Raw genomic sequence first — 18,909 nt, 5'->3', positions numbered from 1 at the left:
TTCGCCCGATCGAGTAACTTCGTCTCACTCTGTGAACGCCCCGCGGTGGGGCTGCTCACAGGTCAGAGGATCGGTGCCGGCGAGTAGTTCGCCGACTCCGGGAAACGCTCCAGAATCGCCTCGACGCGCGACGCGATCGCGGCCACCTGACGGGGCGCGACACCGGTGAACGAGATCCGGTCGGCGAGGAGTTTGTCCAGCTCACCGCGGTCGAGCGGGATGCGCTCGTCGGCGGCGAGCCGGTCGAGGAGGTCGTTCTCCGCCAGCCCCTGCTCCCGCATCGCGAGCGCGACGCCGACGGCGTTCTCCTTGATCGCCTCGTGAGCGGTTTCACGCCCGACACCCGCGCGGACCGAGGCCATGAGCACCTTGGTGGTCGCGAGGAACGGCAGATAGCGATCGAGCTCACGTCCGATGACCGCCGGGAAGGCGCCGAACTCGGCCAGCACCGTGAGGAAGGTCTCCAGCAGGCCGTCGAGCGCGAAGAACGCGTCGGGCAGCGCGACCCGGCGGACGACGGAGTCCGACACGTCGCCTTCGTTCCACTGGTCGCCGGCGAGCTCGCCGATCATCGACAGGTAGCCGCGCAGCACCACGGCGAGCCCGTTGACGCGCTCGCACGAACGGGTGTTCATCTTGTGCGGCATGGCCGACGAGCCGACCTGACCCGGTTTGAAGCCCTCGGTGACCAGTTCGTGGCCCGCCATCAGGCGGATCGTCTTCGCCAGGCTGGACGGGGCGGCCGCGAGCTGGACGACGGTGGACAGCACGTCGAAGTCGAGCGAACGCGGGTACACCTGGCCGACGCTGGTGAACACGTTCTCGAAGCCGAGATGGGCCGCGACCCGCGACTCCAGCTCGTCCAAAGTGGACTCGTCGCCGAGCAGGTCGAGCATGTCCTGCGCGGTGCCGACCGGGCCCTTGATGCCGCGCAGCGGGTAGCGGCCGATGAGGTTTTCGAGCCGGTCGAAGGCGACCAGCAGTTCGTCGGCGGCGGTGGCGAAGCGTTTGCCCAGGGTCGTCGCCTGCGCGGCGACGTTGTGCGAACGGCCGGCCATCACCGTGTCGGAGTGTTCGACCGCGATCGCGGTGAGCCGGGCCAGCACCGCGCCGACGCGGCTGCGCACCAGCTCCAGCGAACGCAGTACCTGCAGCTGCTCGACGTTCTCGGTGAGGTCTCGCGACGTCATGCCCTTGTGGACGTGCTCGTGCCCGGCGAGCGCGTTGAACTCCTCGATGCGGGCCTTCACGTCGTGCCGGGTGACCCGCTCGCGCGCGGCGATCGAGTCGAGGTCGACCTGCTCCAGGACGCGTTCGTAGTCGGCGACGACACCGTCCGGCACCTCGACGCCGAGGTCGGCCTGCGCGCGGAGCACGGCGAGCCAGAGCTCACGCTCCAGCACGACCTTGCGTTCCGGGGACCACAGTTCGACCAGCTCAGGCGAGGCGTAGCGGCCGGCGAGCACGTTGGGGATGCGGGGCTTGTCCGTCACGCGGCCAGACTAACCCCCCGCAAACCCCCCGCAATTAGTCACCTACTTGCGCCACGAGAACGCAAGTAGGTGACTAATTGCGGGGGGCGAGGGCGTTCTGGAGCATCCGGGCGGCGGCGGCGCGCGGCTCCGGGTCGACCTCGATCAGCGCGTTGACCACGGCGCCGTCGACCAGCGCGACCAGCCGCTCCAGTTCGGCGCCGTCCACGGGGGTGCCGGAGCGCGCGAAGATCTCGTGGAGCAGTTCGTACAGCTGCGCGGACAGCGTCCGCATCAGGGGACGAAGGTACGGACGACGGCCTGTACCGACGAGGCGTTCGTAGCGCAGAAGAACCGCTTCGGCGTCGGCTTCGCGATCCGCGCGGAGGGGGCCGAGGAGCATGTCGAGCACCAGGTCGACGGTGGCCTCGACACCGCGGTTGCGGGTCGCCAGCTCGTCGAGGCGCTGCCGCCCGGTCTCCAATTCCACCTTCGCGTGGTGTTCCACGGCGGCCGTGACGAGCTCATCGAGCGAGTCGAAGTAGTACGTCGTCGACGCCAGCGGCAGTCCCGCGCGTTCGGCGACCGCACGATGCCGCACGGCGTCGAAACCGCCCTCGGCCAGCAGCGACGCCGCGGCCTCGATGAGCTCGGCACGGCGTCGCTCACCCTTCGGCGTGGTCGCTGCGGCGGTCATGGCGGGCTATTTTGCCAGGTGTGGTCAGTGTCCGTCGGTGAACCCGCGACCGCGATCGACGTCGGCAGTGCGCTGCCTGGTCATCCACGTCACAGTCGTCCAGTAGGTGAGCTCCGCCGGCTGGCTCAGTAGCGGGCGGCGAGCACGCCGACAAGCCTGTCGACGTCGGGCTCGGGGAAGGCGGGCCTGCCCGAGCCGTCGCCGAGGCTCACCACGACCACCAGCGACCCCTTTGCGGTGGTCCGGCGCGCTTCGGCCGCCCCGGCGGGCATCGACGGGACGGACGAACCCGCGGGGAAGACCGCGGCGGACACCGTGCCGCCCGGCACCTGGAACCCGGCGGACCTGGCTCCCGTCGTACAGATGTCGCCGGGCGTCGACTTGGCGACATCCACGGGGACCGGGAGCTCGCCAGCGAGGGCGGTGGCGAGCTCCCGGTCCACCTGGTCGCACCCGTAGGTGCCTTCGGCCGTCATCTGGCCGGTCTTCTCTGGCCCGTCGCCCCCCTGCTGAGGCGGCGGGTTCGAGAAGTTCGAGGACTCCCCGCTGTCAAGAGGACGTGCGGACGCCGCCCCGGGTTGCTCCACGGAGGCCGCTTCGTTGTCGGATTTCGCCGCGCTCCCCATCTGGAGCCCGGTTCCGCCGAGCACGCCGAACATGCCCACTCCGGCCAAGACCAAAACCACCGCACTACAGGCCACCGCGATACCGTTTCGGCGTCGGGCCGTGGCGCGTTTGGAGGCGCGGACCACGTCGGCGGTGTCGAAGGTCGGCGACGGCGCGTCGCCGGGGGCGTCACGGAACAACGCCTTCAGGTCATTCTCGTCCATCCCGTGCCACCTCCTCCTTCTCCATGACCTGCCTGAGGTTCGCCAGTCCACGCGCGGTCTGGCTCTTCACGTTCCCTTCGCTGCAGCCGAGCGCCTTCGCCGCCGCACCGACGTCCAGCCCCTCGAAGAACCTGAGCACCAGCACGGCCCGCTGTTTCGGGGGCACTTCGCGCAACGCGGCCAGCAGGTCTTCCCTGGTGACGACCTGTTCGCCGAGGTCGAAGCCGTCCTGCGGCGGTTCGGGCAGCTCTTCGGTCTGCCACTCCCGCCGCCACGGCCGCCTCGACTCGTCGATGGCCGCCCTGACCAGCGTCTTCCGCACGTAGGCGTCGGTCGCCGCCCGTTCTCTGATCTTCTTCCACCTCCGGTGCAACGCGACGAACGCCGTCTGCGCGAGATCGTCCGCGCGATGCCAGTCACCGCAGAGCATGTACGCGGTCCTGCGCACGGAGTCCCGCTTCGCGGCGAAGTACTCCGCGAACTCTTGTTCGTCGCGCTGGTTCACGCGGTTTTTGTCTCCGCTCTTGCCTCGTCGGTGGGTAGGACGGAACCGGGGGCGTCCACGGTTGCATGAGCGGGCGCGGCGGACCAGCCGGGGAGGAGATTCATCGCGGGCCCGACGATGTGATGTGATCGTACCGTGACCTCGCGCCCTCTCCCGTTGATCGATTTCCGCTCCGACACCGTGACCCGGCCGGACGACGTCATGCGCCAGGCCATGGCGAAGGCCGAGGTCGGCGACAACGTCCTCGACGGTGATCCGACCGTCGGCGCCCTGGAGCGGCGCGCCGCGAAACTCCTCGGCATGCCGGCCGCGCTCTGGACGCCGACCGGGACCATGGCGAACCTGATCGCGCTGAGCATCCATCTCGAGCGTGGCGACCGGTTCCTCGCGCCGCGCGGCGCGCACGTGATCACCGACGAACTCGGTTCCGCCGCCTGGCTCGCGGGCGGCATGCCGGAACCGCTGGAGCACGACGCCGGACCGGGACGGCCGACGCCGGAAACGCTTTCGGCCGCGATCGGCATCCCGCGCGGGCCGTACTACGCGCTGCGCACCCCGCTTTTGTGCCTGGAGAACACGCACAACACGGCGGGCGGCGCGGTCACCCCGCCCGACGAGCACGCCCAGCTGGTCGCGGTGGCGAAAGAGGCCGGGCTGACCGTGCACCTCGACGGCGCCCGCATCTGGCACGCGTCGGTCGTGCTCGAGGTCCCGCCGGCGGCGCTCACGGTCGGGGTCGACACCGTTTCGGCTTGTTTCTCCAAAGGGCTCGGCGCGCCGGTCGGCTCGGTGGTGGCAGGCAGCCCGGAGTTCATCGAGAAGGCCCGGCGGATGCGCCAGATGCTCGGTGGCGGCATCCGCCAGGGCGGCGTGCTGGCCGCGGCCTGCCTGGTCGCTCTGGACCGCGTCGGCGACCTGGCCGAGACACACGAGAACGCGACACGGCTCGCGGCCGGGCTCGCCGAGCACGGCTGGGAGGTCAACGCGCCCGACACCAACATCGTCCTGGCCGCCGCTCCCGACCTCGAAGGCCGGTTGGCGTGGCTGGCCGGGCTCGGCATCCAGACGCTGCCCAGCGCGGGCAGGATCCGGTTCGTGGCACACCGGGACCTTTCGGCGGCGGACATCGAAGAAACCCTTCAACGCATCAAGACCGGGGGCTGAACATGAACTGGATCGTCTTCGACTACGGCGACGTCATCAGCGCGCACACCGACGCGCTGCCGACCCTGGCCAAGGCCTTCGACCTCGAAGTCGCAGACTTCGAGCCGCATTACTGGGCCGAGCGGGCCCGGTACGACTCCGGCGGCTCGGATCTCGAGTACTGGCAGAGCGTCGGCCGCGCGCTGGACGTCCCGGTCGGCAAGGCGTTCGCCGACGAACTGACCCGGATCGACGTCACCGGCTGGACACACGTCGAACCCGACGTGCTCGAACTGCTGGAGGGGCTGCACGAAGCGGGCGCGGCGCTCGCGCTGCTCTCGAACGCGTCGTCCACCTTCGGACGCTGGGTTCGCGAGCAGGAATGGGCGAACCTGTTCCGCGTGAAGCTCTTCTCCGGCGACCTCGGCTGCCTGAAACCCGACGCGAAGATCTATCGGATGCTGCTCGCCGAACTCGGCGCCGAACCGGCCGACTGCCTGTTCTTCGACGACCGACAGTCCAATGTGGACGGTGCGCGGGCGGTCGGGATGAAGGCGGAACGCTGGGTCGGTGTGACCACAGCGAAATCCAGCTTCGGCTCTTCGGAGGAATAATTCACCCTCGCCGCTCGTCCGCTTACGCGCGGTGAAGCGGATGGCCTACGCTTGACGTGTCCGAACCGATTCACCCGGTAGGTGCCCATGTCCGCGGACCAGCGTCCGTTCGTTCCCGTCGATTTCGACCGGCCGAGCATCGCGCGGGTCTTCGACGCGCTGATGGGCGGCCAGGACAACTACGAGGCCGACAGGGCGGTGCTGCGCCAGATCCTGGAACTCGCGCCGGGGTCCCAGGCCATGACCAAGGAAATCCGGCACTGGCTGATCCGGACCGTGCGCTACCTGACCGACCGGGAAGGCATCGACCAGTTCCTCGACCTCGGCTCCGGCTTCCCGACCGTGGACAACACGCACCAGGTCGCGCAGCGGTACAACCCCGAGGCGCAGGTCGTCTACGTCGACCACGATCCGGTGGTCCAGGCGCACGGCCGCGCACTGCTCGCGGCGAATGACTTCGCGCATATGGCGGCCGCCGACCTGACCGAACCGGCCGAGGTCATCGAGAAGCTCGCACGCACCCACCGGCTGGACTTCGACCGGCCGGTGGGGCTGATCCTGTGCGCGATCATCCACCACATCCAGGACCTCGACGAGGCGCGGAAGATCGTCCGCGCCTACGTCGACGCGCTGGCGCCGGGCTCGTTCGTCGCGCTGCTGCACCAGCACAACCCCGCCGACGGCTCCGAAGCCGCCGACATCGCGACGTCACTCGAGAAGCGCTTCGACGGCACGGGGCTGGACACGCTGTACCGCACGCGCGAGGAGATCGAGTCGTTCTTCGAGGGACTCGATCTCATGGAACCCGGGCTGACGTACCCGCACCTGTGGTGGCCGGACGGCCCGCGCTTCACCCCGCTTTCGCCCGTGAACTTCACGTCGCTCGGCGGGGTGGCGCGTAAGCCCTAACGGCGGAGCTGCTTCGGGGTGCCCTTGCCCTTGATGGCGCCGTACGCGGCCGTGCCGAGGAAGACCGCGCCGCCGATGACGGCGATCCAAAAGACGGCCTTCACGAGGAAACCGAGCACGGATCCGAGCACCATGAAGGCCACCCAAGCCAGGATCAGCCCGCCGACGATCTTCCAGAACATGGCATCCTCCGATTGCCTCACCGCGCCCGAGCGGGCCCGGTGAGTCCAGGTTGTCAGGCGGAGCTCGCGAGCGCCTTCGTTCTGTCTAACGTTCAGGGTGATTTCCGGGTTCCCCCTGAGCCTTGAGCCACTCGCCCAGCCTGCGGACCCCTTCGTCGATGTCCTCGCGCGAGCCCGCGAAGGAGAACCGCACGAACCGGCCGCCGTCGCTCACGTCGAAGTCGATCCCGGGAGCGATCGCGACACCGGTGTCGGCGAGGAGGCGCTGGCACCAGCTGAGGCTGTCGTTCGTGTACGCGGAGACGTCGGCGTAGGCGTAGAAGGCGCCTTCGGCCGGCGCGAGCTTGTCGATACCGATGCCCTTGAGTCCGGCGAAGAGCGCGTCGCGGTTGGCCCGGTAGCGCTCGACGTGACCGTTGGCCTCCGCGTACGCCTCCGGGGTGAACGCGGCGACCGCGGCGTGCTGAGAGACCGCTGGCGGGCAGATGGTGAAGTTGCCGGTCAGGACGTCGATCGCGCGATGCAGCCGCTGAGGCGCGAGCATCCACCCGAGCCGCCAACCGGTCATGGCGAAGTACTTGGAGAACGAGCCGAGGACGAGCGCCTCGTTGCCGTACTGCCAGGCGCAATCGAGTCCGGCGCCGTAGGAGATCCCGTGGTAGATCTCGTCGCTGATCAGTTGCACGCCGTGTGACGCGCACCAGCCGCTGATCGCGGCCAGTTCACCCGGCGGCAGGACGGTGCCGGTGGGATTGCTCGGGCTCGCCACGATGAGTCCCTTGATCGGCCCCAATTCGTCGAGCCGCGCGACGGTCGGCTGGAAGTTCGTGCCCGCCCCGGTGGCGAACTCGACGACCTCGCACCCGAGCACCTTCAACAGGTTGCGGTAGGCCGGGTAGCCGGGACGCGCCATCGCGACGCGGTCGCCCGCCTCGAAGGCACTGAGGAACGAGAGCAGGAAACCGCCGGAGGAACCGGTCGTCATGATGACGTCCTGCGGGCTCACGTCGACCGGGTACGTGCGGTTGTAGTGCTCCGCGACGGCCTCGCGCAGTTCCGGGATGCCGAGCTGCTCGGTGTAGCCGAGGTTGTGCTCCTTCAGCGCCCGCTCCGCCGCCTCGAGCACGGGCCGCGGCGCCGGCGCGGACGGCTGCCCCGCGAGCAACGGGACCAGGTCCCCATGACTGCGCTGCCGTGCTTGCGCGGCCGAAAGGACGTCCATGACGTGGAAGGGCGGGACGTCGGAGCGTGCGGCTGAACCGGGGAAGGACATGGGGTGAGGCTAACCCGCCTTCGCCAGGAGTCGATGCGGATGCTGCCCTATCTACCGTTCCGGGATCGGGTGATGAAGGCGGCCATGCGACCGCTGATGGGGGCGGCGAACGTCTTGGTGCTCAAGGATTAACGAGGCCGAGGCGGGTGCGGGCGGTCGTGAGCGGCAAGGACGGTTCTCTTGACCGTGACTGTGTGGATTTCGGGTCATCCAACGTCCCAAAATCCACACAGTCCCCGCATCACCGGTCCGATCACGGCCGAGAGGTAACCGAACGTGACGGGTGTGTGGAAATAGGGACACTCAACGTCCCTATTTCCACACACCCCGCCATCGGCACGCCCCGATTTCCCGTCGGCTCAATGGCCGTCCTTGCCACTCACGAGGTCGCTAGTAACCCTGGTACCCGCCGCCGCCGGCCATGGACTTCAGCCCCGGATGCCCGTCGAAGCCGCCGTACCGCGAGAACGTGTACCGCACGCCCGCGATGATGTTGTCGACCGGGTTGTAGATGTCGTCGTGCCCGGGAAGCTTGTGCGCGTTGAAGGTCGGGTCGATGCACTGCATCAAACCCTTGGACGGCGTGCCCTTGGCCGCGTTGGAGTCCCAGTTGTTGATGGCGTTGGGGTTACCGCCGGACTCCTTCTCGATGATCGTCCAGATCTTCTGGATGTCCGCGTCCGTCACCGGGATACCGGCGGCCTGAAGGATCTTGATGGCCTCCTGGATCCACTGCTGGACGTTGCCCGGCGGCGTCGTCGACGGCGGGCCGCCGCTCGGCCCGAGGCCGCCGCCCCCACCGCCACCGCCGCCGCCTCCTCCACCGCCACCGCCGGCGTGGAGACCGCCGGTGCGCTTGGGGACGCTGCCGTCCTTGCCGGGCATCGGGACCGTGGAATAGCCGCCCTCGATGTCCTTCTTCATCAGCTCTTGGGACTTCTTGATCATCTGGTTGGCCTGGTCGAGCAGGCCCTTGACCCGGCCGTCGGCGTCCTTGGCGATACCGTTGATATCAGTCTTGGCCTTCTGGATGATCTCGTCGGCCGAAGGACTCGGCGCCGGCTTGTGGTCCTTCTCGGCCTGCGAGGCGGCCTTGATCGCCGCGTCCTTGTCCGTCTCCGCCTGGGTGTTCCTTTTGTTGACCGCCGCTTCGGCGTCTTCGTAGACGCCCTTCACCTGGGCCTTGATGTTGCCGAGATCGGTGTGGACGCGATCGAGGTCGTCGACGACCTTGCCCAACTGCTCTTCGACGTTCTTCCCGGCCTTGGTGATCGACTTGACGTAATCGAAGAAGGCCTCCGCGGCAGGCCCGACCCAGACGCCGCCGTTCAACGCTTCGGTCGAACTGGACAACGCCGCGCTGTGATCACCCGCGTTGTCAGCGGCCGTCTTGAACTGCTTCGAGGCGTTCTGAATGGCGGCGAGGTTGACCTTGCTGATCTGCTCGGCTTTCTGGACCAGTGCGTCCCAGCCGTCCGGCGTGCCGGCGCCGACACCGTTCAAAGCCACTGCTCAAGCCCCCTTGGTCTTCGGCCCCCAGGCCTGGCGAATCGTCACAGGTTTCCGTACAGCTTCAGGTTGTCCACATGAACCTCTTCGGTTTCCTTGATCAGCCCTGCCGCCTTTCGCAGCACGAAGGCCGTGGCCTCCATCAGCTGACCGGCCGAATCGAATTCGTTGTGGACTCCTTGTTTGAACTTGCCGACCGCACCGTGCGCGTCGCCGTGCTCGTCCACTCCACCGAAGGGGCTTTCCTTCTCGTCATCCATCCCGGTGACGCCCTTTTTGGTCTTCTCGAACTCGTCCTTGAGCTTCTCCACCTGACCGGCGGCGATCCCCATGGAATCCGGGTCGTACACAGGCACGGTTCGTCATCCCCTTCACGGAAAACTTGTGTCCGTCCGATCAGACGCGCGGCCGATCAGGACGGTTCCCGCGCATACTTTAAGACCTCGGAAGCGGGCCATGTGCGCATCCACGCCAAGTTCCACCCCGCCGATATCGACTTCGTGAAACGGCCGAATCGGGGTGAACTCGGTGAATCGGGCAAGTCAGAAGTCGGCGACTTCCCGGATCCGTGTCGCCAGCAGCTGGTTGTCCGCCGGGGTGATGGTCGCCCAATCACGCCCGTCCCGGTTCCGCGCGACCTGGAACAGGTACCGTCCCGCGTCCGTGTCGTAGAAGGCGACCACGCTGTCCGCTCGCCGGGGGCGGCCGTCGCGGCCCGCGCGTTCGACGCCGAACTGGCCGCGCGCCTCCTGGCCGAGCAGCATGCCCGCCACCTCCTGGGCCTGCCAGAGGGGCACGTCCAAGTCTTCCAACGCGGTGACCAGCGCTTTCGCGTCGCCGCGGGCGGCGGCGTCGGCCTGGACGAGGACATCGTGCGGGATGCTGATCGACTGGCCGACGCCGGGGCCGAGGTCGCCCGCGACCGAGACGGCGGCTTCGGCGAGGGAACTCTCGCGGGCGGGGATCAGCCACACCTGACCGGAGTCGATCACACCGAGCAACGCCTGGCTGCCGACGCTGACCGCCTGGCCTTTGATCTCGCGGTCGGTCCACACCCAGACGTCGATCGCGAACCTGGGGTGCGCGAACAGGTTCAGCATGTCGACCAGCTCGCCCGACGCCTGGTGTCCCCGCGCGAGACCTCGCGCGCGCAGGGAATCCCAGGCCTCTTCGATCAGTGCCGCCCGCTCCGTGTGGGTCGTTCCGGGGCTCGGCACGTCGAGTGCGACATGGCGGCGGGGCAGCCGTTCGGCTTCCCAGAGCATTTCGAACTCGAGTGCGGACAGCACCAGGCTGCCGTTGTCGTTCGGCACAGGTTCAGCGCGCTTCCCGGTTGCCGTGGTCACCGATCACGTCGGGCGAAACCAAGCGCTCGTCGGTGAACAGGTCCTTGTCGTCGACGCCGTAACGCCTGATGTGCTCCGCGTCCTCTTCGACGTCCTGGGTGGCCGCGCGCTCCATGAACTTCGACTCGGGCTTCGGCTGCTTCGCGCCGATTTTCTCCGAGCGCCGCATGGCCTCCTCTTCGGGAAGCTCACCGATCGGCAGCTGACGGGTCGGCTTCACGCCGCCTTCCTGACGGGGACGGCGGTCGCGTTCCTTGTCGCCGCTCAGCGCACCACCGGCGACACCGGCGCCGAGCGCGGCGGCGCCGGCACCCAGATCGCCCGCGGCCGGGCCGGTGATCTTCGGGACGGCGGGGAAGCCGCGGCCGGATTCGTTGCCGGGGGCCATCGGCGCCTGCGGTCCGGAGCCGACCGAGCGGCCCTTGCCGAGCGCCTGGTCACCCCCGGTGCCACCACCGACGTTGCCGAAGACACCGGGGCCGGAGCTGGAGCCGGGGCCTTTGCCGAGAGCGCTGTCGATACCGGGACCGGTGCCGAACGACTTGCCGACCGGCTGCGCCGACGTGGTGCTGTTCGGCGGCAGGCTGCCGGTGGACTGGCCCGGTGGGATGTTCGGGGTATTCGGCGCGCCCGGCGGGACGAACGGCGGCGAGGCGGGCGAGCCGGTGATCGGGTACGACGGCCTGCCCTGTTCGGGCTGCGGAGACGGCCGGTTCGGTGTCACCCAGCCGGTACCCGGTGCGGGTGCCGGCCTCGACGTGCCGGACGGCGTGGTCGGGGCGGCGGCCGCGGGAGCCGTCACGCCGGCGTTGGGCGCCGCCGAAGCGGTCTTCCTGGCCGTCCCACCGCCCATGGCGACGCCGTAGGCCGGGGTCGGCGCGTCGTAGGACGGCGCCTTGTTGCCGACGGGCTGCGCGACCGGCGGCACGTACTTCGACTCGACGGCGGCCGACGCGGGCCGCACACTGCCGTCCGGGGTCAGCTCCGTGGCCGTGCCCGCGAGGTCGAGCGGCGCGGAACCGCCGCCCGCTCCGGCGGTCGTCGTGGTCTGGGTCAGGTTCATCGCCTGCGGGTCGGCCAGTGTGTCGGTCGACAGCAGATTCTCGCCGCTCGTCTTGGCGTAGTCGTTCAACGCCTCCTGCGCCTGCGCCCGCGCGTCGTTCGCGGCACTGACGCTCTTGGCGTGGTCGGTCTCGAACCCGATGAGGCTCAGCACGACATCACCGATGGTCAACCCGCCGGCGCCCTTCCGGACCACTTCCGGATCCGGAAGCTTGTGCAGGGTCCGGTTGAAGGCCTCACCCTGCGCGAAGATCATCTCCGCGGAGTGTGAGACCTTCGAGTTCGCGTCCTGGGAAAAACCCGCCTGCTCGGTGAACACCTGGCCGGCGGCGCCACCCGCCTCGCTCTGCCATTCCACGCCGAGCTTGCCCAGTTCGTCACGCAGCGTCTTGTCGGTGTCGGCGAGCGCGCCCGCGACAGACTTCAGCGCGTCGACGGCGATGCCGATGCTGCCGGTGCCGTCACCGCTGCGGAAGCGTTCGATCTCGGTCGCGATCCCGGTGTCGGTGTAGCCGTCGAACCGAAGATCGCGGAGCCTGCCCGCGAGGTCGGAAACGTTCACGCCGCCCTCCCTAGTTGCGTGCTTTCAAGGTCTGCAGAGCCAAATCGGCCGCCTGCGCGGACATCTCGCACAGTCGCGGCATGGTGAACGCGCCGGCGGTGACGGTGACGGCCCGCACCGCCAGCGTCTGTCCTCGCGCGACACCGACGAGCGTTTCGCAATCACTCGGTTTCCCGGCGTCGCGGTGGTTCGTGATGGCGGGGAATCCGCCGACCGCCGTCGGCTCCGTGGTCATGCTGTTCTTGCGGCGCTTGCCGGTGAACCACTCTTCGACGTCCGCGGTGACCGTGCGGACGTAATAGCTGTGGAAGGGTTCCGCGGCGTCCGCGTCGAGGACGCAGGTCGGACCGTCGATCGGTTCCGCGGCGGCGCGCGGCTTACTGTTGATCTTGAGCTGATCGAGCTGCGGATCGGTGAGCAAGGCACACGGATCGACACCCTGCAGGCTCAACTCGGCGGGCCTGGCGGGCAGCGCGGACGCCTTGGCACCCTGCGTGGCCGAAGCCAGCGCGGGTTCGTTGGGAAAAGCCTGTCCGCCCGTGTCCGTGGCGCAGCCGGCCAGTGCGAGGGTGAGCACGCCGCCGGACACCAGCACACGAGGCCTACGCCCGGTGTACACCACGGTCCCCGAACGCGGCGGCCTTGTCCGCATCACTGGTCTTGTACTCCTTGGCCGCCGTGCGGAGCTGGTTGACCAGTCCCCGCAGACCGGCCACATACGCCCGGACCTGCGCCGCGTACGACTGGTCGCCGTCGGCCACGAGCTCGTTCCAGACGCTGGTCGCGTGCACGCTCACGGTGTCGTTGGACGGAGTGTCGATCCGCAGCTGGTCGAGCCGCGTCATGAGCTTGTCCTGCAACGCGTCGACCTGCTCTTCGACGATCTTCGCCACTTCGAGCAGCTTCGACGGATCGACTCTGATGTCGGCCACCGACGGTGGCGCCGGGACCGCCGACGTGAGGTCCTGGACCTTGCTCGATGCTGCCATTTCCCCACCCCTTGTACGGACGGTGACCGTTCGCCCCGTCGAGGCTACCAACGCTGATGTATCGAGCGCCTGAGCTTCGCGGAAATACCGGGTTGGACGCACCCGGGACCGGAACGGTTCCGCCGGCGAATTCACGAGACCGGGGTGGCGATCTCTCCCTTGGCGGCGAGCAGGGCGATGTCGGTGCGGTGGTGGGAGCCGGCCAAGTGGACCTTCTCGATCGTCGCGTAGGCGTCCTTGCGGGCGGCCTTCAGGTTCTTGCCGGTGCCCACGACCGAGAGCACGCGGCCGCCGGAGGAGACCACGGCGCCGTCGTCGCGGCGGCGGGTTCCGGCGTGGAGCACGCCTTCGATCTCGCCACCGGTGATGACGTCACCGGTCCTCGGCTTGCCGGGGTAACCGTCCGCGGCGAGCACGACGGTGACCGCCGCCCCGGAGTCCCACTCCAGCGGCGGCAGGTCGGCCAGCTTGCCGGTCGCCGTCGCGTGCAGGACCTTGCCGAGCGGGCTGCGCAGCAGCGCGAGGACGACCTGGGTCTCCGGGTCACCGAAACGGCAGTTGAACTCGATGACCTGCGGGCCCTCGGAGGTCAGCGCGAGACCGGCGTAGAGCAGGCCGGAGAAGGTGGCGCCGCGGTTGTCGAGTTCGTCGACCACGGGCTGGACGATGCGGGCGACGACGTCGTCGACCAGGTCCTTCGGCGCCCACGGCAACGGCGCGTATGCCCCCATGCCGCCGGTGTTCGGGCCCGCGTCGCCGTCGCCGACGCGCTTGAAGTCCTGCGCGGGCAGCAGCGGGACGACCGTGCGGCCGTCGACGAAGCAGAAGAGAGAGGCCTCCGGACCGTCGAGGAAGGACTCCAGGAGCACCGGGTGCCCGCCGTCGAGCAGCATCAGGGCGTGCTTGCGCGCGACGTCGACGTCCGTGGTGACCACGACGCCCTTGCCCGCGGCGAGGCCGTCGTCCTTGACCACCCAGGTGGGGCCGAACCGGCTGAGCGCGGCGTCGAGCCGGGCCGGGTTGTCGACGACCTCACAGTGCGCCGTCGGCACCTTCGCGGCCGCCATGACGTCCTTCGCGAACGCCTTCGAACCCTCGATCCTGGCCGCGGACGCGGACGGACCGAAGCAGGCGATGCCCGCCTTCCGGACCGCGTCGGCGACGCCCGCCACCAGCGGGACCTCGGGACCGACCACCACCAGGTCCGCCTGCCACTGCTTGGCGAGGGCGGAGACCGATTCGGGGTCGGCCGCGTCCACGCCGAGTTGCTCGGCCACCGAAGCGGTGCCGGCGTTGCCCGGGGCACAGGCCAGTGCGGTGACGGAAGGGTCTTCCGCGACCGCGAGGACAAGTGCATGCTCACGGGCGCCGGACCCGATTACCAGTACGCGCACGACGCACAGGGTAACCGGGCCGGAGACGCCCTGTCGGCGGAGCCACGTGAAACCCGCCCCGGCCGGAGGCCCCGCTATCGTGGCGGCGGGGCACCATAACGTCTGACCTGCGAAAACACGAACCTGCCTCGGCGACGCGATCGCGGTCGCGGGTCACCGATCAACACAGCCCCGAACACGTCGCCGTCCTCGAGCGGGTGGTTCCATCCGGCGTTCACCCGGCGGTCAGCGCTCCGCCGGTCCGTCTTCGCCGGCCGGACGCCTCCTGCGTCAAGGGTTGCGCGGTACCCCGAGTTCAAGCGAAAGAGGTTACCCACCATGCGAAAGCGCCTGGGCGTGCTCGCCCTGTCCGGTCTCGCCGTACTCAGCGTCACCGGGCTGGCAGGCGCCGCCGAGCCCGGTGCCCGAGATGTGTCGGCACTGGCCAAGGGCCACGATGGGCCGGTGATCGTCGGACACCGCGGCGCCCCCGGCTACCGCCCGGAGCACACGCTCGCCTCGTATGAGCTCGCCTACCGTCAGGGCGTCGACTGGGTCGACGTCGACCTGGTCCCCACCAAGGACGGCCAGCTCGTCGCCCGGCACGAGAACGAGATCGGCGGGACCACCGACGTCGCGAAGCACCCCGAGTTCGCGAACCGGAAAACGACGAAGGTCATCGACGGCACGTCGTTCACCGGCTGGTTCACCGAGGACTTCACTCTCGCCGAGCTGAAGACCCTGCGCGCGACCGAGCGGATCCCGCAGCTGCGGCCGAACAACAAGATCTACGACGGCCGCTACCGGATCGCCACCTACCAGGAGGTGCTCGACCTGACGCGCCGTCTGGGCCGCGAACTGCGCCGTGAGCTGGGGACGTACCCGGAGATCAAGCACTCGACCTACTTCTCCTCGATCAAGAACCCGACCGAGCCGAAGCTGGTCGAACTGCTCAAGCGCAACGGGCTCAACCACCCGAAGGCGCCGGTGATCATCCAGTCGTTCGAGGTGTCGAACCTGATCGAGCTTTCGCGCCAGGTGCGGGTGCCGCTGCTGCAGCTGACCTCGGCGACCGGTGCTCCGGCCGACTTCGTCGCGAAGGGCGACCCGCGGACGTACGCCGACCTCGTGACACCGGCGGGGCTGAAGGAGATCTCGAAGTACGCGGACTACCTGGGCCCGGAGAAGGCGCAGGTCATCCCGGTGGTGAACGGTGCGCTGGGGCAGCCGACCAAGCTCGTCGCCGACGCGCACAAGGCCGGGCTGAAGGTCGGGCCGTACACGTTCCGCAACGAGAACAACTTCCTCCCCCAGAACCTGCGCTCGTCGGCGAACCTCGCCGAGTACGGCGACGCGTTCGCCGAGCAGGAGGCGTTCCTCAAGGCGGGTGTCGACGGGTACTTCGCCGACCAGCCGGACACCGCACTGGAGGCCGTGAAGGCGTTCCGCGACCGCTGACGCTCTCAAACGCAGCAAAAGGCCCCTTCATCGCAAAACTTGCGATGAAGGGGCCTTTCACTGCATCCAGCGGGGCGGGTTTCTTGACGGGACCTTGACATGCGCAGGTCGGCGGGCCTAATTTCGGCGGATCTCAATGGTCTGTCCGCATACCTTTTAAGTGGGTGCCCGATGGATGTCTCTGACAAGCAGGCCGCCGAACCCGCCGACGAAGACAGTGCCCGGCTCCACCAACTCGGCTACGCGCAGGAACTCCGGCGCACGATGTCGACCTTCTCCAACTTCGCCGTCTCCTTCACGATCATCTCGATCCTTTCGGGCTGCCTGACCCTCTACGGGTTCGGTATGAAGACCGGCGGGCCCGCCGCGATGATCTGGGGCTGGCCGCTGGTCGGCCTCTTCGTCATCCTGGTTGGGCTGGGCATGGCCGAGGTCTGCTCCAGCTACCCGACCGCGGGCGGCCTCTACTACTGGGCCGCGAAGCTCGCCCCGCGCAACGGCGCGGCGTGGTCGTGGTTCACCGGCTGGTTCAACCTCATCGGGCAGATCGCCGTCACCGCGGGGATCGACTTCGGCGCGGCGTTGTTCCTCAACGCCTTCCTCGACCTGCAGTTCGGGTTCGAGGCGACGCCGGGCAACACGATCCTGCTGCTGGCGATCATCCTGGTGATCCACGGACTGCTGAACACCTTCGGTGTGAAGATCGTGGCTCTGCTGAACAGCATCAGCGTGTGGTGGCATCTGGCGGGCGTGCTGGTCATCGTCGGGGTGCTGATCATCGTTCCCGCCAAGCACCAGGACGCGTCCTTCGTCTTCGGCGAGTTCGTGAACAAGACCGGATGGGCTTCACCGGTCTACGTCTTTTTACTGGGGCTCCTCGTCGCGCAGTACACGTTGACCGGCTACGACGCCTCGGCGCATATGACCGAGGAGACCAAGAACGCGGCGAAGGCCGGACCGCGCGGCATCATCAACTCGATCCTCGTCTCGTTGGTCGCCGGGTGGATCCTGCTGATCGGCCTCACTTTCGCCATCCAGGACTACGACGGCGCCGTGGACTCCGAAACCGGAGTGCCGCCCGCGCAGATCTTCATCGACGCCACCGGCGCGCCGACCGGCAAGTTCCTCTTGCTGATCTGCATCGGCGCGCAGCTGTTCTGCGGGATGGCGTCGGTGACCGCGAACTCGCGGATGATCTACGCCTTCGCCCGCGACGGCGCGATCCCGGGGTCGAAGTTCTGGCACCGCATCAACAAGCGCACCCAGACGCCGACCAACGCGGTGTGGCTGGCCGCGGGCGGCGCGCTCCTGCTCGCCCTGCCGTACCTGTGGAGCGCGACCGCCTACGCGGCGGTGACCTCGATCGCCGTCGTCGGCCTTTACGTGGCCTACGTGATCCCGGTGTTCCTGCGGGTCAGCAAGGGCGACGACTTCGAACCAGGACCGTGGAACCTCGGCCGCTGGGGCAAGCTCATCGGGACCGTCGCGACCGTCTGGGTGTGCTTCATCTTCGTGCTGTTCATGCTCCCGCAGGGATCGCCGGTCACCATCGACAGCTTCAACTACACGCCTATCGCCTTCCTTGTCGTACTAGGTGGTGCGGCGGTGTGGTGGTTCGTCTCGGCACGCAAGTGGTTCAAGGGTCCGAAGGTGCGGGGTTCGGCGGAAGAGCTCGCCGCCGTGGAACGGGAACTCAAGGAACTGGGGTAGCGGCGTCCTCCCGGGAGCGGCCGGCTCGGACTCCGGTCACCGCGGCCGCTCCCAATGCCCCGACTCCGGCGAAGGCGTAGAAACCCCACGGGTACGCGATCCCGGCGCTGAGCAGCGCGCCGCCGAGGATCGGGCCGCAGATCGCGCCGACGCGGCCGACACCCGCCGCCCAGCCGATCCCGGTGGCGCGCATGACGTCCGGGTAGGTCTTGCCGATGTAGGCGTACACGAGCACCTGCGCGCTGAACACGAAACCGCCGGTGAGGAATACGGCCACGTACAGGCCGACAGCGGGCAGCTTCACGCTCAGCAAGGCCAGGAACACCGCCGCTCCAAGGAACCAGAAGATCACCGCCGGCCGCACGCCGACCTTGTCCGCCACCCGGCCCGCGACGAGCAGGCCGACGACGCCGCCGAGGTTCAACGTGAGCAGCAGCCCGAGCGCCGCGCCCAGCGGGTACCCGGCCTGGCGCATGATCTCCGGCAACCAGGTGTTGAGCCCGTAGACCAGCAGCAGCCCCATGAACGAAGTCACCCAGAACGCGATGGTGGCGCGCAGGAGCCCGCCGTGGAACAGGCCGCCGACGACTTCCGTCGCCGACTTCTCCCGCGCCCGTTCGAAGGACTCGGATTCCGGCAGATACTTGATCATCAGCGGCACCAGCACGAGCGCGGGCAGCGCACCCGCGACGAACATCGCGCGCCAGCCGAGCGGCTGGATCAGCCAGATGCCGAGCAGGGCCGTCAGCACCGCGCCCACGTGGTAGCCGGTCATCACCGTGGTGGTCGCGCTGCCGCCCTTCCCCTTGCGGGCGTACTCGGTGACCAGCGCGATCGCCGTCGGCAGGCAGCCGCCGAGACCCAGCCCGGCGAGGAAGCGCAGCAGACCGAAGACGAACGCCGACGGCGAGACGGCGCAGAGCGCGGTGAACACCGAGAAGGCGGTGACCGCGATGATCAGCGCCTTCCGCCGGCCGATCAGGTCGGTGATCGTGCCGATCGCCAGCGCGCCGATCGTCATGCCGATCAGGCCGAACGTCGAGATCACCGACGCCGTGCCGGGCGTCAGGCCCCAGACGTGGTCACGGAGCAGCGCGGGCAGCACCGTGCCCAGGACGACCAGGTCGAATCCATCGAGCAGTACCGCCGTCCAGGCGAGTGGAACCACCCAGGAACGGGCCGCGGCAGGGGACATGGGAACCTCCAGCTGTGTTCGCAATGCGCACGAGTATGCACAATCCGAACGCTGTGAGCAAGGCCACTGGGCGCCTGAAC

General features: G+C 68.6%; 20 protein-coding genes. 6 read left to right on the top strand and 14 right to left on the bottom strand.

What is annotated here, in order from left to right; genetic code table 11:
* Positions 1 to 62: 62 nt before the first annotated feature.
* The 4 genes from purB to H074_RS23290 form a co-directional block, all read right to left on the bottom strand.
* On the bottom strand, positions 63 to 1,493 hold the full coding sequence (purB, locus tag H074_RS23305) for an adenylosuccinate lyase (protein WP_007032522.1): 1,431 nt from the start codon (positions 1,491 to 1,493) through the stop codon (positions 63 to 65).
* 73 nt (positions 1,494 to 1,566) lie between these two features.
* Positions 1,567 to 2,169, bottom strand: a complete 603-nt coding sequence (locus H074_RS23300) for a TetR/AcrR family transcriptional regulator (RefSeq protein ID WP_007032521.1) — start codon at positions 2,167 to 2,169, stop codon at positions 1,567 to 1,569.
* A 125-nt stretch (positions 2,170 to 2,294) separates the two neighbouring features.
* The gene (locus H074_RS23295) at positions 2,295 to 2,999 is read right to left on the bottom strand and encodes a hypothetical protein (protein WP_007032520.1); all 705 of its coding nucleotides are present in this window, start codon (positions 2,997 to 2,999) and stop codon (positions 2,295 to 2,297) included.
* Positions 2,986 to 3,504 carry a SigE family RNA polymerase sigma factor gene (locus H074_RS23290; RefSeq protein ID WP_005152531.1) on the bottom strand — a complete coding sequence of 173 codons (519 nt, stop codon included), beginning with the start codon at positions 3,502 to 3,504 and terminating at the stop codon, positions 2,986 to 2,988. Before H074_RS23290 ends, H074_RS23295 begins: the two co-directional genes overlap by 14 nt.
* A 135-nt stretch (positions 3,505 to 3,639) precedes the next feature.
* Between H074_RS23290 and H074_RS23285 the strand changes: the two genes are divergently transcribed.
* The 3 genes from H074_RS23285 to H074_RS23275 all read left to right on the top strand — a co-directional run bounded on the left by H074_RS23285 (position 3,640) and on the right by H074_RS23275 (position 6,170).
* Positions 3,640 to 4,668 (top strand): threonine aldolase family protein, encoded by a 1,029-nt coding sequence (locus tag H074_RS23285; RefSeq protein ID WP_007032519.1) that lies wholly within the window; start codon positions 3,640 to 3,642, stop codon positions 4,666 to 4,668.
* A gap of 2 nt (positions 4,669 to 4,670) precedes the next feature.
* Entirely contained in the window at positions 4,671 to 5,261 is a 591-nt protein-coding gene (locus tag H074_RS23280) for an HAD family hydrolase (RefSeq protein ID WP_007032518.1), read from the top strand.
* Between the two features lie 87 nt (positions 5,262 to 5,348).
* On the top strand, positions 5,349 to 6,170 hold the full coding sequence (locus H074_RS23275) for an SAM-dependent methyltransferase (protein ID WP_007032517.1): 822 nt from the start codon (positions 5,349 to 5,351) through the stop codon (positions 6,168 to 6,170).
* Here H074_RS23275 and H074_RS23270 read toward each other — a convergent pair.
* On the bottom strand, positions 6,167 to 6,352 hold the full coding sequence (locus H074_RS23270) for a hypothetical protein (protein WP_007032516.1): 186 nt from the start codon (positions 6,350 to 6,352) through the stop codon (positions 6,167 to 6,169). The genes H074_RS23275 and H074_RS23270 overlap by 4 nt on opposite strands.
* 85 nt (positions 6,353 to 6,437) lie before the next feature.
* Complete coding sequence (locus H074_RS23265; RefSeq protein WP_007032515.1) at positions 6,438 to 7,625, bottom strand: pyridoxal phosphate-dependent aminotransferase; 1,188 nt, start codon at positions 7,623 to 7,625, stop codon at positions 6,438 to 6,440.
* A gap of 3 nt (positions 7,626 to 7,628) precedes the next feature.
* Between H074_RS23265 and H074_RS42105 the strand changes: the two genes are divergently transcribed.
* Positions 7,629 to 7,757: a hypothetical protein gene (locus H074_RS42105; RefSeq protein ID WP_268744773.1), complete on the top strand. Its 129-nt coding sequence runs from the start codon at positions 7,629 to 7,631 to the stop codon at positions 7,755 to 7,757.
* A gap of 258 nt (positions 7,758 to 8,015) precedes the next feature.
* Here H074_RS42105 and H074_RS23260 read toward each other — a convergent pair whose 3' ends face one another.
* From H074_RS23260 to purD, 7 genes are all read right to left on the bottom strand, one after another.
* Positions 8,016 to 9,134 carry a transglycosylase SLT domain-containing protein gene (locus tag H074_RS23260; RefSeq protein ID WP_007032514.1) on the bottom strand — a complete coding sequence of 373 codons (1,119 nt, stop codon included), beginning with the start codon at positions 9,132 to 9,134 and terminating at the stop codon, positions 8,016 to 8,018.
* A 44-nt stretch (positions 9,135 to 9,178) separates the two neighbouring features.
* Positions 9,179 to 9,490 (bottom strand): hypothetical protein, encoded by a 312-nt coding sequence (locus H074_RS23255; protein WP_039923175.1) that lies wholly within the window; start codon positions 9,488 to 9,490, stop codon positions 9,179 to 9,181.
* Positions 9,491 to 9,676: 186 nt separating this feature from the next.
* Positions 9,677 to 10,447 (bottom strand): ESX secretion-associated protein EspG, encoded by a 771-nt coding sequence (locus H074_RS23250; RefSeq protein WP_007032512.1) that lies wholly within the window; start codon positions 10,445 to 10,447, stop codon positions 9,677 to 9,679.
* A gap of 4 nt (positions 10,448 to 10,451) precedes the next feature.
* Complete coding sequence (locus H074_RS23245; RefSeq protein WP_007032511.1) at positions 10,452 to 12,104, bottom strand: hypothetical protein; 1,653 nt, start codon at positions 12,102 to 12,104, stop codon at positions 10,452 to 10,454.
* Positions 12,105 to 12,114: 10 nt separating this feature from the next.
* On the bottom strand, positions 12,115 to 12,756 hold the full coding sequence (locus H074_RS23240) for a DUF3558 domain-containing protein (protein WP_235096852.1): 642 nt from the start codon (positions 12,754 to 12,756) through the stop codon (positions 12,115 to 12,117).
* Complete coding sequence (locus H074_RS23235; RefSeq protein WP_007032509.1) at positions 12,707 to 13,093, bottom strand: type VII secretion target; 387 nt, start codon at positions 13,091 to 13,093, stop codon at positions 12,707 to 12,709. Before H074_RS23235 ends, H074_RS23240 begins: the two co-directional genes overlap by 50 nt.
* A 131-nt stretch (positions 13,094 to 13,224) precedes the next feature.
* Entirely contained in the window at positions 13,225 to 14,487 is a 1,263-nt protein-coding gene (gene purD, locus H074_RS23230; RefSeq protein ID WP_007032508.1) for a phosphoribosylamine--glycine ligase, read from the bottom strand.
* A 318-nt stretch (positions 14,488 to 14,805) separates the two neighbouring features.
* Between purD and H074_RS23225 the strand changes: the two genes are divergently transcribed.
* Positions 14,806 to 15,924: a glycerophosphodiester phosphodiesterase gene (locus H074_RS23225; RefSeq protein WP_007032507.1), complete on the top strand. Its 1,119-nt coding sequence runs from the start codon at positions 14,806 to 14,808 to the stop codon at positions 15,922 to 15,924.
* A 171-nt stretch (positions 15,925 to 16,095) separates the two neighbouring features.
* Positions 16,096 to 17,634 (top strand): amino acid permease, encoded by a 1,539-nt coding sequence (locus H074_RS23220; RefSeq protein ID WP_007032506.1) that lies wholly within the window; start codon positions 16,096 to 16,098, stop codon positions 17,632 to 17,634.
* On the opposite strand, the gene H074_RS23215 is transcribed toward H074_RS23220, so the two are convergent.
* Positions 17,618 to 18,829, bottom strand: a complete 1,212-nt coding sequence (locus H074_RS23215; protein WP_007032505.1) for an MFS transporter — start codon at positions 18,827 to 18,829, stop codon at positions 17,618 to 17,620. The genes H074_RS23220 and H074_RS23215 overlap by 17 nt on opposite strands.
* Positions 18,830 to 18,909 lie beyond the last annotated feature (80 nt).

The organism is Amycolatopsis decaplanina DSM 44594, assembly GCF_000342005.1.
Taxonomy (GTDB): Bacteria; Actinomycetota; Actinomycetes; order Mycobacteriales; family Pseudonocardiaceae; genus Amycolatopsis; species Amycolatopsis decaplanina.
This window is presented reverse-complemented; position numbering and strand designations above follow the sequence as displayed.